10 protein-coding genes are annotated in these 14,656 nt (G+C 65.3%); 7 read left to right on the top strand and 3 right to left on the bottom strand.

Features of this window, described 5'->3' with window-relative positions:
• Positions 1-135: 135 nt before the first annotated feature.
• Positions 136-6,840, top strand: a complete 6,705-nt coding sequence (locus OZN62_RS10970) for a hypothetical protein (protein WP_269099765.1) — start codon at positions 136-138, stop codon at positions 6,838-6,840.
• Between the two features lie 160 nt (positions 6,841-7,000).
• On the opposite strand, the gene OZN62_RS10965 is transcribed toward OZN62_RS10970, so the two are convergent.
• The 3 genes from OZN62_RS10965 to OZN62_RS10955 form a co-directional block, all read right to left on the bottom strand.
• On the bottom strand, positions 7,001-7,474 hold the full coding sequence (locus OZN62_RS10965; RefSeq protein WP_269099764.1) for a DUF3237 domain-containing protein: 474 nt from the start codon (positions 7,472-7,474) through the stop codon (positions 7,001-7,003).
• Positions 7,471-8,724: a serine hydrolase domain-containing protein gene (locus tag OZN62_RS10960; RefSeq protein ID WP_269099763.1), complete on the bottom strand. Its 1,254-nt coding sequence runs from the start codon at positions 8,722-8,724 to the stop codon at positions 7,471-7,473. The genes OZN62_RS10965 and OZN62_RS10960 overlap by 4 nt, the downstream gene beginning before the upstream one ends.
• A 62-nt stretch (positions 8,725-8,786) precedes the next feature.
• The gene (locus tag OZN62_RS10955) at positions 8,787-10,268 is read right to left on the bottom strand and encodes a carotenoid oxygenase family protein (RefSeq protein WP_269099762.1); all 1,482 of its coding nucleotides are present in this window, start codon (positions 10,266-10,268) and stop codon (positions 8,787-8,789) included.
• Positions 10,269-10,353: 85 nt separating this feature from the next.
• Between OZN62_RS10955 and OZN62_RS10950 the strand changes: the two genes are divergently transcribed.
• The 6 genes from OZN62_RS10950 (at position 10,354) to OZN62_RS10925 (ending at position 14,646) form a co-directional block, all read left to right on the top strand.
• Complete coding sequence (locus OZN62_RS10950) at positions 10,354-10,791, top strand: MarR family winged helix-turn-helix transcriptional regulator (protein ID WP_269099761.1); 438 nt, start codon at positions 10,354-10,356, stop codon at positions 10,789-10,791.
• A 30-nt stretch (positions 10,792-10,821) separates the two neighbouring features.
• Positions 10,822-12,195 (top strand): MFS transporter, encoded by a 1,374-nt coding sequence (locus OZN62_RS10945; protein WP_269099760.1) that lies wholly within the window; start codon positions 10,822-10,824, stop codon positions 12,193-12,195.
• 35 nt (positions 12,196-12,230) lie between these two features.
• Entirely contained in the window at positions 12,231-13,337 is a 1,107-nt protein-coding gene (locus OZN62_RS10940; protein WP_269099759.1) for an S-(hydroxymethyl)glutathione dehydrogenase/class III alcohol dehydrogenase, read from the top strand.
• A 148-nt stretch (positions 13,338-13,485) separates the two neighbouring features.
• A complete protein-coding gene (locus OZN62_RS10935; protein ID WP_269099758.1) occupies positions 13,486-13,866 on the top strand; it encodes a VOC family protein in 381 nt (126 codons plus the stop codon).
• 3 nt (positions 13,867-13,869) lie between these two features.
• The gene (locus OZN62_RS10930) at positions 13,870-14,259 is read left to right on the top strand and encodes a VOC family protein (RefSeq protein ID WP_269099757.1); all 390 of its coding nucleotides are present in this window, start codon (positions 13,870-13,872) and stop codon (positions 14,257-14,259) included.
• A 6-nt stretch (positions 14,260-14,265) separates the two neighbouring features.
• Entirely contained in the window at positions 14,266-14,646 is a 381-nt protein-coding gene (locus tag OZN62_RS10925; protein ID WP_269099756.1) for a VOC family protein, read from the top strand.
• Positions 14,647-14,656: the final 10 nt, after the last annotated feature.

Here is a 14,656-nt window from a genome sequence, read left to right as displayed (position 1 = left end):
CCAGAATCGGGCAATTGTTGCGATCGGGGGATCGCGGCGCACAGGGGAGGGGGCATATGGCTACCAGGGTTATTCCTTCCTTCGCGTCGTATCCGCCGGCCGCAGTCCGGTTCGGATAACAGGAGGAAAACTCACATGCCCAGTTCGAAAACCGCGCCGAAGTCCTTCGGCAAGATCAGCGCCCTGACGCTTTCCGCGTCGGGACTCGCAATCGCCACAGTCGCCATGGTCGGCGCCACGCCGAATCAGGCTTCGGCGGAAGAATGTCTCCTGGATAATGGGGCGGGCAACGTCGTTGCCGGCTTCGGCTCGGGCGCAACTTACCCCAATGAAGGCAACGTCGTCAGCGCGCTGGATGCGGACGAGAGCAATACCAACTTCGGAACGACGGCAACGCCGGACACGACCGGCGGCGCTTCCGGCAGCGGTACGGGCTCGCTGGCTTGTGGCGAGAACGCCACCGCATCGGGCGACGGCTCCATTGCGACAGGTTCCGACGCAGAGGCATCGGGCACCAATTCCACGGCCGTCGGTAACGACACCGAAGCACTTTCGGATGGCACCGTCGCCATCGGTAACCGCACCCGCGCAGTAGGCTCGCAGGCCGTTGCGGTTGGCTCGAACGCCAGCACCTCTGGCGCCAGCGCGGTGGCCGTTGGTGACCACGCCGACGCGCGCAACGCGGAATCGACCGCCGTAGGCGCCTATTCGGTCGCTACGGACAGTCGCTCGGTCGCGCTGGGCTTCGAAGCCTTTGCCGGCAATGACGGCACCACTGCCCTCGGCGGTGGCTCGATCGCTCGCCGCCCCAGTTCGACCGCTGTGGGCGCGAACTCGCTGGCCAATGGTGAGAACTCGACGGCTCTGGGTCACGAAGCTTCGGCCATCGGTGAGGGTTCAACCGCAATTGGTCAGAATGCCGACGCACGGACCGACTTCTCGATTGCCATCGGACAGGAAACGATCGCCGAGGGCGAATTCACAACGGTAGTTGGCAATAACTCCATTGCGCGTGATGCGAACTCCTCCGCGCTGGGTGCCAATGCGCTGGCGCAGCAGGAAAACTCCACTGCAGTCGGCGGTGGTTCGCAGGCACTGGAAGCAAACTCCACAGCCGTTGGCGTGTTTTCCTCCGCAACCGGCGTTAATTCAACGGCAACTGGTGTGTTCGCCAATGCCAGCGGAGAGACCAGTACCGCTTCGGGCTTCAACTCTTCGGCTAGCGGTCAGAATTCCAGTGCATCCGGCGCATTCTCTTCGGCCAGCGGCGTCGCCAGCACCGCCACCGGTTTCGGCGCAGCTGCTTCGGGAACCGATGGTACCGCGACGGGCACTTTCGCCCAGGCAAGTGCGACGGACGCCACGGCCTCCGGTGCTCGCGCCAATGCGAGTGGTGAAGACAGTACTGCCGTAGGTGCCGACTCGGCGGCTAGTGGTATTGGCTCATTTGCCGGTGGCGTGGGCGCTGCCGCGAGCGGTGAGAATACCGTCGCCATTGGCAGCAACTCGATCTCTAGTGGGGTCCAGTCAGTTGCCGTGGGTGATCAGGCCACTGCTACTTCCGGCGGCAATACTGCACTCGGCCCGCTCTCGCAGGCGACCGGCCCAGTGTCGACGGCGGTCGGTGGCGCCGCCACGGCCAGCGGCGCGGGCTCAACGGCGACCGGCGTATTTTCAACTGCTAGCGGAGACTTCTCGACGGCGACTGGTCTATCCTCCACCGCCAGTGGTGTAGGCTCAACAGCCAACGGTTCAGGCGCCTCGGCAACAGGGGACTTTAGCACCGCTGTGGGCGCAGCCTCCAGCGCCTCAGGCATAGCTTCAAGTGCCTTTGGCAATAGTGCCATAGCCTCCGGCAGCGCATCTACCGCGACCGGCAACAACGCTCAGGCGCTGGGCAACAACTCCACGGCCACTGGCCAAGGTTCGGTCGCCAGCGGCGAAGGTTCGACTGCTAACGGCTTTAGTGCTGACGCCACAGGCGATAATTCGGTGGCCGTTGGTATCAACGCACAGGCCACTGCCTCGGGCGCGGTTGCCATGGGTAACAATGCCCAGGCAACCAACACCCAGTCGGTTGCCATCGGTGAAAATGCCATCGCCAGCGGTTCCACCGCAGTGGGCGGCGGCGCAGCTGCCACGGGTGCCAACTCGGCAGCCTTCGGCATGAACGCCACGGCTTCGGGCGACGACAGCACCTCGCTGGGTGAAAACTCGGATGCCACGGGCGCCGATTCCACCGCAGTCGGCCAGAATGCCCAAGCAACGGGCGATGACTCCACGGCCTTGGGTGACGATGCTTCGGCAACGGGCTTTGGCGGCACGTCACTTGGTGCGTCCGCCGTTTCGACAGGTACCGGCACTGCCGTCGGCGCCTTGGCCACTTCGACCGGTGGCGCTTCGACAGCCGTCGGCTTCCTCTCGAACGCTACGGGTGTCTTCGGTACCGCAGTCGGTCAGACGTCCAATGCGGTCGGTGATTTCTCGACCGCTGTTGGTGTTAATTCCGTAGCGAGCGGCGAGAATTCGACGGCCGTCGGCGTCGGAGCCGGGGCCGTCACGGCTGACGCCTCGGCATTCGGCGTGAATTCTCTCGCAGGCGGCGCGGGAGCGACCGCCGTCGGTGTTAGCGCACAAGCGAATGCCGACGGCGCGACGTCTGTTGGCAACAATACCAGCGCTGCGTTCCAGAGCACCGCGGTGGGCCAGCTGGCTTCTGCGGGTGGCGAACAGTCGACTGCGGTCGGCATTCGGGCGGATTCGTCGGGTCTCGGCTCGGCAGCCTTCGGCGGCGACGCTGTTTCCAGCGGCTTTGTCGCGACGGCAGTTGGCCCGAACTCGGTAGCCAGCGGTGATCTCTCGTTCGCCGGCGGCTTCCTTGCGAATGCTTCTGGCGTCGAAGCCACCGCCGTCGGTAACGGTGCGGCTTCCTCGGGCTTCGCGGGAGCTGCGGTTGGTTCAGGTGCAACGGCTAGCGGCGATTCAGCGGCAGCCTTCGGTACCCTCGCTACAGCCTCGGGCGTCGGATCGACCTCTATCGGCCCGATTTCGCAGGCAACGGCCTTCGAATCGGTGGCCGTGGGTGGCACCTCGTCCTCGACCGCCGACGGTGCGGTTGCGGTGGGCGGCCAGTCGTCGGCTTCCGGAGTGCAGTCGATTGCGGTCGGCCAACTCGCCAGTGCCTCGGCTGACGGTGCCACGGCAACCGGCGGCAACTCGGTCGCTTCGGGTACTAACGCCACGGCAACCGGCTTCAACGCCCAGGCATCGGGTGAAAGCGCAACGTCCAACGGCACCGGGGCTAATGCTTCGGCTGACCGGGCAACCGCCATCGGCAGCAACACGTCGGCTTCCGGCGTAGCCAGCGCCGCCTTGGGTAACGAAGCCAACGCTTCGGGCACCGACAGTGTCGCCGTCGGCCAGCAGTCGGCAGCCAGCGCGACCGATGCCACGGCAACCGGCTCGCGGGCCAACGCTTCGGGTGAGGACAGCACCGCTCTCGGTACTGACTCGGCTGCCAGCGCGACCGACGCCACGGCAACCGGCTCGCGGGCCAGGGCCACCGGCGCGGACAGCACTGCTATCGGTACCGACACGAGCGCCAGCGGCATCAGTTCGTTCGCCGGCGGTGACTCCGCCACCGCCAGCGGCAATTTCTCGACCGCTCTTGGTAACGACACGACAGCATCTGGTGACCAGTCGACTGCCGTCGGCCTCGCCAGCACCGCAAGCGGCTTGCAATCTGCTTCGTTCGGTGTGGCCTCTAGCGCCAGCGACCTGAACAGCCTTGCCATCGGCACGCTGGCCAGTTCGACCGGCGTCCAGGCCAATGCGATCGGTACGGTTGCCTCGGCATCCGGAGCGAACAGCAATGCTATCGGCTCGTTCTCGAACGCTTCCGGTTCTAACGCCAGCGCAATCGGTACGGGCGCAGCTGCCAGTGGGGCTGACAGCATCGCTACGGGCACCGGCGCCATCGCCGCTGCTGTGGGCAGTGTGGCGGTGGGTACTGGTGCTACCGGTGCCGGTCTCGACTCCTTCGCAGGCGGCACCAACGCCAATGCGGCGGAAGAAGGCACGGTAGCTATCGGCCGCAACTCCAACGCGCTGTCGACCGGGGCAGTGGCCATCGGTGACGGTGCCACGGCTGACGGTTCGACAGCAGTCGGTGCGGGTTCGTCGGCCATCGGTGCCAACACCGCGGCCTTCGGTGCCAATGCCCAGGCAGTTGCTGCCGACGCCACGGCGCTGGGTGAGAACTCCACCGCGAGCGCAACGGACACCACGGCGGTCGGTGAATCGGCGCTGGCCAACTTCGGCGGCGCGACTGCCTTGGGTGCAGACTCGCAGGCTGTTGAAACCGACGCCACGGCGCTCGGCTTCTCGGCCCTCGCCTCGGAAGACGGTGCCACGGCGACGGGTTCCAACACTCTCGCCACCAACGTCGACTCCTCGGCCTTCGGTGCCGATGCTCGCGCCATTGGCGTCCAGTCCTCGGCCCTCGGTGCCGATGCGGACGCTCGTGCGGACTTCGCAACCGCGGTCGGTGGCTCGTCGGAGGCCCGCAGCGTCAACACGGTGGCAGTTGGTAACAACTCCATCGCCAACGGCGTCGGCACGACCACGATCGGCGCCGACTCGCTGGCCCTGCGTACCAATGACAGTGCCTTGGGTGTGAACGCGGCGGCCACCGGTGCGGACTCGACCTCGCTGGGTGCCAACTCCGCGGCATCGGGGCTCAACTCCACCGCCGTGGGTGAAAGCGCCTTGGCTTCGTTCGAAGCTTCGACCGCGCTGGGTGCCGACGCAGCAGCCACCGAAGCCAATGCCACGGCAGTCGGCTTCGGCGCAGCTGCTTCGGAAGACGGGGCAACCGCCACGGGTTCGAACTCGATCGCCACGGCGGTCGACTCCTCGGCCTTTGGCGCAGACGCCCGCGCTGTCGGGATCGAGGCCACGGCCATCGGTGCCGATGCCGAGGCACAGGCCGACTTCGCGACCGCAGTGGGTGCCTTCGCCGAAGCGCGTAGCACCAACTCGACCGCCATGGGTCACCTCGCCATCGCCAACAATGCCGGAACGACGGCGGTTGGCTCCGGCGCAGTGGCCGTACGCGACAATGCCAGCGCCTTTGGCACCGGGGCTTCGGCCGCAGGTGTCGAATCGACGGCACTGGGCAACAACACCTCGGCAGCAGGCGACCAGTCGCTGGCCGGTGGTGTCGGTGCCAGCGCTTCGGGCCTGACCTCGGTTGCGCTCGGTAACGCGGCAGTCGCCAGCGACGAAGACGCGGTCGCCCTGGGTGACCTCGCGGCGGCCACGGGCTTCCACTCGACTGCCCTGGGTGCCGAATCGGTCGCCTCGGGTGCCGGTGATACGGCGGTTGGCTGGCAGACCTCTGCCACCGGCGGCCAGTCGACGGCCACGGGTCGCCAGGCTTCGGCCAGCGGCTTCCAGTCGAGCGCTTACGGCCAGTCGGCCAGCGCATCGGGTGCCCAGTCGACGGCCAGCGGCTTTGCCGCCACGGCCAGCGGCGACAACAGCTCCGCCTTCGGTGAATCGAGCGTGGCTAGCGCGCTCGGGGCATCGACCTTCGGTGCGCAGTCGGTTGCTTCGGGGGTCGGCTCGTCGGCCATCGGTGCCCTGGCTGCTGCCAGCGGCGTCGACTCGACCGCAGTCGGTGTGAACACCGTGGCATCCGGCGATGCGTCGGCCGCCTTCGGTGACAGCGCCACGGCTTCGGGTGCTGCTTCGACGGCGCTCGGTACCGGCTCGACTGCTTCGGGTGACGGTGCTGTCGCGGTCGGCTTGGCCGCATCGGCGACGAACACCAACTCGTCGGCCTTGGGCGACAGTGCGGCTGCAACCGCGAACCGCGCCACTGCGCTCGGTGCCAACAGTGTCGCCAGCGATACCTTCGCGACGGCAATCGGTGCGTTTGCCACGGCTTCGGGCTTCAACTCGACCGCGATCGGTGACGCCGCCGAAGCAACCGGGGAGGATGCAACCGCCCTGGGTGCAGATGCCAACGCGACCGGCGACAACTCCACCGCGGTGGGCCAGTTCGCCAATGCGACCGGTGCCAACAGCTTCGCTGGCGGTACCGCCTCCAGCGCGGCCGGTGCCTTCTCCATCGCCCTGGGTGGTGATGTCGACGGCAACGGTACCGGTGCAACGGCATCCTCGATCGGCGCTGTGGCTATCGGTTGGGACGCTTCGGCGGCCGGCGCTTCGGCGGTGGCCCTGGGCGGCCAGGCCAGCGCAGCCTTCGACGGTTCGACCGCGATCGGCTTCGGTGCCACGGCATCGGCAGTCAACGAAGTGGCTCTGGGCGGCGCAGGCAGCTCGGTCCGCATCGGCGACATCGCTGCCAGCACTGCTGCGCAGATCGATGCCGGCGAGGTGATGACCATCGATGCCAATGGCACCATCGGGGTCGACCCGACCGTGCGCGCGGACATCGCGGCCAACACCGCAGCGATTGCCGTCAACTCGGGCCTGATCGCCACCAACACCGCCAATATCGCGGCCAACGCGGCAGCGATTGGCGTCCTGCAGGGCCAGACGGCCACCCTGTTCGACCTCACCGCCGAGAATGCTCGCGGCGTCCGTGAGGCGAACGAAGGTGTCGCAATGGCCCTGGCGATGGAATCGCCGGTCCTGATGCCGACCGACAGCTTCGGCATCGCCGGCGGCTTCGGCTACTACAACGACCGTGTCGCGGGTTCGGCGAGCTTCGCCGCCCGGATCAGCGACAACGCCCAATTCACCGGTGGCTTCGGCATCGGCTTCGAAGAAGGCGAAGTTGGCGCCCGCGCCGGCTTCCAGGTCACCTGGTAAGCCGTTACGGCTTAACGATCCTCCCTCGAACTGGGGAGCCTTGGGGGCGGCCGAGAGGCCGTCCCCATCCATTTCGGGCCTAGGAAAATGGACAAGGAAAAGGCGCGGCCGGAGCAATCCCGCCGCGCCTTTTCCTTGTCCGGCTGTCAGCCCCGGCAGGTTAGGTCACGCGCCAGACCCACAGCTTGATCGAGCTGGCAAAGCGTGCGCCCGAGCAGATGAAGATCGACCTGTTGAGCCAGTCGTACGGGCCGTCGGGCGCGATGAATTCGGGCACGGTGCGGAAATAGTACTCAGACGGATCGACATCCTCGCCGGCCACCAGCCGCCGCATCACCTCGACCGGACCGTGGCGCAGGCCCTTGTTGCGGATCTGGATCAGCGCACCGTCATCGGTCTCGATGGCATAGATGGCGTCGGCCACCGTCACCCCATCGTGCCGAGTCACCTGCCAGTCCGCCGAATTGCCCATCAGCTTGCCGCTGATCTTCGGTCCCTTCACGTAACCGCCGGCGATGATCGGGATGATCCGCCGCGTGCCATCATAGGTCTCGCCGATCTGGCGCGGCTCCTCGAGTTGGCCGCCTGCTTCGTAGACGAATTCGAGGCCGGGAGGTGCAGGAGGATCTATCATGGCGTTGTCTCCGTGGAAGTTCGGGCGATAGTCTCGAAATAATCGGCCACTTCGCCGTCGAGCTCCGCGCCCGGCGGATAGTAGCTGAGCTTCACCACCACGGTGCGGCTGGCGGGATGCACATAGATGTACTGGCCTGCCAGTCCGACAGCGGCGTAAGCGCCCTCCTCGTCGCCGAACTGCCAGGTCTGCAGGCCGTAGCCGGGCCTTGGGCTTTCGGGGTCGAGCGGACGCATGGTGGTCATTTGCGCTAGCCAGCCTTCCGGCAGCACCCGCGTTTCGCCGACCATGCCGTCGTCGAGCATGAGCTGGCCTAGCCGCGCGAAATCGCGCAGCGCGGCATTGAAGCCCATGCCGTTGAGCGCCCTGCCCGTGCCGACCGGTCCGTCCGCCAGCCAGTGCGCGTCGAACTCGGCGCCCATCGGCTGCCACAGGCGGGTCTCGGTCAGGTCCTCGATCCGCTCGCCGGTCGCCTCTTCCAGCACCCAGCCGAGCACCGCGGTGTCCAGCGTGGCGTAGTTGAACTCGCCCCCCGGTGCCTCGCGAGAGTCGATGCCCACGCCGAATTCGGCGAAACGGCGCACGTTCTCGACGATGGCCTGCTGATGGATCAGTCCCGCGAGGCTGGGGTTGTCGCCGAAGTCGTAACGCTCCTCGATCGCCGCGCCGGAGCGCATTTCGAGCAGGTTGTGGATCGTCGCCTCGCCATATCCGCCTTCGGCCAGGGCAGGCACATAGCTGCTGACCGGGTCATCCAGCGAAGCGATTTCGCCCCGCTCCAGCGCTTGCCCGATCAGCATGGCGGTAATCGTCTTCGACATGGAGAAGGCGATGTGCGGCGTGTCTGCCGTCATCCGGTTGCGATAGTCCTCGAACACGATCTCGCCGTCGCGCAGCACGATGAAGGCGTTGGTGAAGGTGCGCTCCGCCCATTCGTCGTAGGTCACATTCTCGCCGGCGAACGCGCCGGCGGGCATGGACAGGGCGGAGCGGCGCGCCAGTTCCCCGGTACTTTCCGGGGCATCCACCTCGCGAAAGGCGAACACCTCATGCGTGTTGCGGAAGGTGAAGGAATTGACCTCCGGGTTGAGCCATTGCCAGCGCATGGCGATTGTCGCAGCCGAAGGTGGCTCGCTTCCCGCGGTCTCTGCGAGGGAAAACGGATGCGGTTCCGTAACCGGAACGTCCGATGCGGCCTCACAGCCGACCAGGGCCAGCGTGGCAAGCGCGGCAGCAACACGGAATTTCATGATCGTCCCTCCCCTGGGCGACAGGTCTTGCCCAGCGGAGGGCTCAAATCAAGCCACTGTGGTCAGGCCGGTTCGGGCGCCTTCAGCCCGATGTCCTCGCTGCGGGCGAAGTTGCCGTGCAGGCCGAAGCGCAGACGGATCGGCACATGCACCGTCGCCACCGGGCCTTTCTCGATGTCGAGAGCATCGAAGATCAGAAGGTCGGTGTTCTTGTTCTCCAGCCGGTTGCACAGCATCACGATCCAGCCGTCGCCTTCGGACGCGTCCGGCGTGCGCGGGACGAAGCACGGCTCCTGCAGGCTCGAGACCGGGCCGCACCACCAGTGCTTTTCCTCGCCGGTTTCCAGGTCCTTCAGGAACAGGCAGTTCATCAGGAAGCCGCCGGCGCTGCCGCCCTTCAGCTCGCAGGGGCGGCGCATGTCCATCTCCAGCCCCCAGGTGTAGCGCGTCTTCACGCCGGTGAAGCGATCGTCGATGCGCGGGAATTCGCTGGCGGTCTCGGTCAGCGGGACGATCTCGTCGAACTCGTCGCCATTGCTGGCAAGGTCGACCGTCCAGCGGGTGAGCTTGCTCATCGCTTCGGCACCGTTGAACGGCGCGCCGTGGATGTCCGGGAAGAAGGGGAACATGTTGTTCTTCGCTTCGGGGATCACGAAGTGCACCTTGCTGCCATCCTGCCAGGCGTTGACGACGTGGCTGGCGAAGCAGTTGTCGCGCTTGAACCAGCGGATGTCCTCGTCGGTCAGGTCGTCGCGGCGCGGGATCACGCCGAGGTAGACCGGCAGCGTGGTGTCGAAGCCGAAGTGGATTTCACCCGCGTTGAGGCGGTCCCAGTTGCTGGTCGAGGGCACGATATGCAGCACGAGGTAATCCTCGGTGATCGCGAAGTCGTGCATCATGCAGTAGTACGGCACTTTGAACCACTTCTCGCGCACCAGCTTGCCGTCCTTGTCGACCTCCATGTAGGCGACATCGTCGGTGCACAGGCCGCTGGCGGCATAGCCGATGGCGACCATGTTGCCGGTGTGCGGGTCGATCTTCGGGTGCGCGGTGAAGGTCTCGCTCTTCATCGCGCCTTCCCAGGTTTCAAACCCGTCGGTTTCCATCGTCACCGGGTCCATGATCAGCGACGGGCTGTCCTCCTTCATCGCCCACAGCTTGCCGGCGTAGATCCAGGCATTGGTGTTGGCGGTGGAACGGATCATGCCCTTCACCGAGGGATCGTCAGTGGTCGGGTTGCGATACTTCCCGAACAGGCCGCGCCCGGCCTTGCGCTCGGCAAACCACTTGTCGGTCTTCGCCCAGCGCTGTTTGAAATCCACCTGGCCATCGTGGATGTGGAAGCGGGTGATCATGCCATCGCCGTTGAAGGCGATGTCATCGCCCAGCAGCGGCGGAAACTGCGGATCTGGCTGCACGCGGAAGAAGGCGCCGTCGATCTCCGTGGGGATTTCGCCTTCGTGCAGCAGGTCTTCGATATCCGCCTCGATCCGGCTGGGGGTGTTGAAGCCGGTGAAATTGGGCGTGTCCGGGAAATGGGCCATGGCAATGCTCTCCTTGCGGATATTTGTATGCTCTACTAACAATCTCGACAAGGCAGACGAAAGCAGGACATTGGCCGAAGCCGCATTGACCGAGGACAAAGCGCCCGAATACGGGGAACTGGACGAGATCGTCGGCTTCCATATCCGGCTGGCGCATGGTGCCGTCTATCGCCACTTCACCGATACATTCGTGGAACTGGGGCTGACGCAGAAGCAGGTCAGCGTGTTGTGGCTGGTGGGCGAGAACCCCGGCATCGCACAGATCGAAGTGGGCACCCGCCTGCGAATGGACCGGGCCACGACCATGACCATCGTCAACCGCCTGCAGTCGCGCGGCTACCTGCGGCGCGAGCGCTCCTCCAGCGACGGACGCAAGCAGGCATTGCACCTGACGGACGAAGGCAGCGCCGCGCTGGTACAGGCCAAAAGCTGCATTGCCGAACACGAAGCGTGGCTAAAAAGCCGGTTTACCGACGAAGAAGTCGAAAAACTGGTGGAAATGCTCGCGCGAATCCACGAATAAGGGCCCTTCCAGGGAGAGGACAAAGTCAAAATGGCCGGACCGAGCAGCGGGGGCGCGAACCCCATCAACGTGATCAACGATACGCCGATGGGCGCACGGCAGTTCATTGTCGTGATCCTCATGGTGCTTCTCAACGCGCTCGACGGGTTCGACGTGCTGTCCAGCGCCTTTGCCGCACCGGGCATCATGGAAGACTGGGGCATCACCCGCACCGAACTGGGCGTGGTCCTGTCCGCCGAACTGGTCGGCATGGGCTTCGGCTCGGTCATCCTCGGCGGTGCGGCCGACAAGTACGGCCGCAAGGCGACCATGCTGGCCTGTCTCGCGGTCATGGCGGTCGGCATGTACATGGCCAGCCAGGCCGACGGCGTGACCATCATGACGGTGTGGCGCTTCATCACCGGCCTCGGCATCGGCGGCATGCTTGCCTCCACCAACGCCGTGGTCGCGGAAACCACCAGCAAGAACGGCCGCAGCCTGTCGATGGCCTTCTACGTCATCGGCTATCCGGTGGGCGGCGTGATCGGCGGTTTCGCCGCGCAGGAATGGCTGCTGGTGCAGTATGACTGGCAGGCCGTCTTCATCTTCGGCGCCATCGTCACCGCGCTGATGATCCCGCTGGTGCTGCTGCTGGTTCCGGAAACGCCGGCCTACTACGCGGCGCGCCGCCCGGCCGACGCGGTGGCCAAGATCAACCGTTCGCTGGCCGCCTTCGGCAAGCCGCCGATCGAAGAGCTGCCCGCGCTCAAGGAAACCGGGCCCAAGCCCAAGGCGACCGACATCCTGGGCGATGCCAAGCTGCGGCCGATCACGCTGCTGCTGGCCTTCGGCTACATGGCCCACACCTTCACCTTCTACTACATCCTCAAGAACGCCCCGACGATCGTGGCGTTGGCCGGCTTCAGCCCGGCGGAGGGTGCCAGCAGCCTGACCTATGCCAATATCGGCGGAGCCATCGGTGGTGCGATCTTCGGCTTCTTCCTGAAGAAGTTCGGCCTCAAGGGCCCGACCATCGCCGCGCTGCTGCTGGGCGTTGGCGCGGTGCTGTATTTCGGCATCGGGCACGAGAGCCTGTGGGAGTGGCGTATTGCCGCGCTGCTGACCATGTTCTTCCTCAACGCCGCCATCGTCGGCTACTATGCCGCCTTCGCGCTCAGCTTCCCGGCCTATGCCCGCGCCAGCGGCACCGGCTTCGTGCTGGGCGTCGGGCGCTTCGGTGCGGCGGGCTCGCCCATCGTGGCAGGCGCGCTGTTCGACTACTTCGGCAACCAGGAAGTGTTCATCGTTTCCGCGATCATGAGCGCGGGTTCGGTGATCGCCATGTTCCTGCTGTGGATCATGCCGATCCGCGATGCCGACGAAGAAGCGCTGAAGGCAGAATTGGCCGAAAAGGCCGAAACCTGACCTGACACTACCATTCCTTCGGGAGACTGTTTGACATGAAGACCCGCGCCGCCGTTGCGTTCGAAGCCAAGAAACCACTCGAAATCGTCGAGCTCGACCTGGAAGGCCCGAAGGCGGGCGAAGTCCTGGTGGAGATCATGGCGACCGGCATCTGCCACACCGATGCCTACACGCTGGACGGCTTCGATTCCGAAGGCATCTTCCCGTCCATCCTGGGCCACGAAGGCGCAGGCGTGGTGCGCGAAGTGGGCGCGGGCGTGACCAGCGTGAAGCCGGGCGACCATGTCATCCCGCTCTACACGCCGGAATGCCGCCAGTGTAAGATGTGCCTCAGCGGCAAGACCAACCTGTGCTCCGCCATCCGCGAAACGCAGGGCAAGGGCCTGATGCCCGACGGCACCAGCCGCTTCAGCTACAAGGGCGAGACGATCTACCACTACATGGGCTGTTCGACCTTCTCGAACTTCACCGTGCTGCCGGAAATCGCCGTCGCCAAGATCCGTACCGACGCGCCGTTCGAAACCAGCTGCTACATCGGCTGCGGCGTGACCACCGGCGTCGGTGCCGTGGTCAACACCGCGCAGGTGAAGCCGGGCGACAATGTCGTGGTCTTCGGCCTCGGCGGCATCGGCCTGAACGTGATCCAGGGCGCGAAGATGGCGGGCGCGGACCGTATCGTCGGCGTCGACATCAACAATTCCAAGAAGGAATGGGGCGAGAAGTTCGGCATGACCGACTTCGTCAACCCGAAGGAAACCAAGGACGTCGTCGCACATCTGGTCGAAATGCTCGACGGCGGCGCGGACTATACCTTCGACTGCACCGGCAATACCGACGTGATGCGCCAGGCGCTGGAATGCTGCCACAAGGGCTGGGGCACCAGCATCATCATCGGCGTGGCCGAGGCGGGCAAGGAAATCGCCACCCGCCCGTTCCAGCTCGTCACCGGTCGCAACTGGCGCGGCACCGCATTCGGCGGGGCCAAGGGCCGTACCGACGTGCCCAAGATCGTCGACTGGTACATGAACGGCAAGATCGCCATCGATCCGATGATCACCCACACGCTGACGCTGGAAGAGATCAACAAGGGCTTCGACCTGATGCATGCGGGCGAAAGCATCCGCAGCGTGGTGATCTACTGACCCCGAACTGAAGCCTGCCTGGCGAAAAATCCGCCCGGCAGGTCATTCATTCTTTCACATTGCTGAAAATTTCAGCTATGTGATGAAACAAGAAAGAATCGCGTTCGGCGAGGTCAAGCCGTGCGCCCCCAAGAGAGGAAACCCAGCCATGCTCAATCACGTGTTTCTCGGCACCAACGACGTCGAAAAGTCGCGCCAGTTCTACAACGCCACCATGGGCGCCATCGGAGTGCAGGCTGTCGGCGAATATCCGCACCTGACGGTCTATGCGAACGAAGGCGGCGCGGTTGCCGTCGGCAAGCCCGCCAACGGTGAAGCCGCCACGGTTTCCAACGGCGCGACGCTGGGCCTCAAGGCCAAGAACTACGACGAAGTGAACGCCTGGCACGCTGCCGGTCTCGCCAATGGCGGCACCGACGAAGGTGCTCCCGGCGTGCGTCCGAACAGCCCCGGCCAGATGTACGGCGCCTATCTGCGCGATCCGGACGGCAACAAGATCTGCGCCTTCTGCCCCAACGCCGAAGGCTGAGGCATGAACCATCTCCTCACCCACGTAGTGGTCGGCACCAACGACCCAGAAAAGGCCGTAGTCTTCTATGACGCGACCTTTGGTGCGCTGGGTGTGGAGTGTAACCGCCACGAGCATGGCGGTTACTATGGCCAGCCGCCCAGCGGCATGTTCATGGTCGGCACGCCGCGCGATGGCGAGCCGGCCACACACGCCAATGGCGGCACCATCGGCTTGAACGCACCGGACCAGGCCGCAGTCGACGCCTGGCATGCGGCCGGTCTCGCCAATGGCGGCAGCTGCGAAGGCGAACCGGGCCGACGGGATTATGGCGAGCAAAAGATCTATGCCGCCTATTTGCGCGACCCGGACGGCAACAAGCTGGGCGCTTTCACCATCAACGTTGGGGAGTAGGTACACATGTTCAGCCACATGATGGTCGGCTCGAACGACCTGGAAAAGTCCAAGGCCTTCTATGACGCGCTGTTCGCAGCCGTCGGAGCCGAACCCGGCTTCATCGATCCCAAGGGCCGCGTGCGCTATGTGCACAAGGGCGCCACCTTCCTGGTGACCAAGCCGATCGACGGGGAGCCGGCCTGCGTGGCAAACGGTTCAACCATCGGTTTCGAGATGGACAGCCCGGAACAGGGCGAGGCCTGGCATGCTGCCGGTCTCGCTGCCGGCGGCACCGCCATCGAGGACCCGCCGGGCGTGCGCGACATGGGCGCGGTGAAGCTGTGGCTGGCCTACCTGCGCGATCCGGACGGGCACAAGCTGTGCGCCCTGCACCGGGTAGCGTGACGGGAGCGAC

It is taken from the genome of Aurantiacibacter sp. MUD11, assembly GCF_026967575.1.
Taxonomy (GTDB): domain Bacteria; phylum Pseudomonadota; class Alphaproteobacteria; order Sphingomonadales; family Sphingomonadaceae; genus Alteraurantiacibacter.
Note: the sequence above shows the minus strand (reverse complement) of the source record. Positions and strands in the feature narration are given on the sequence as shown.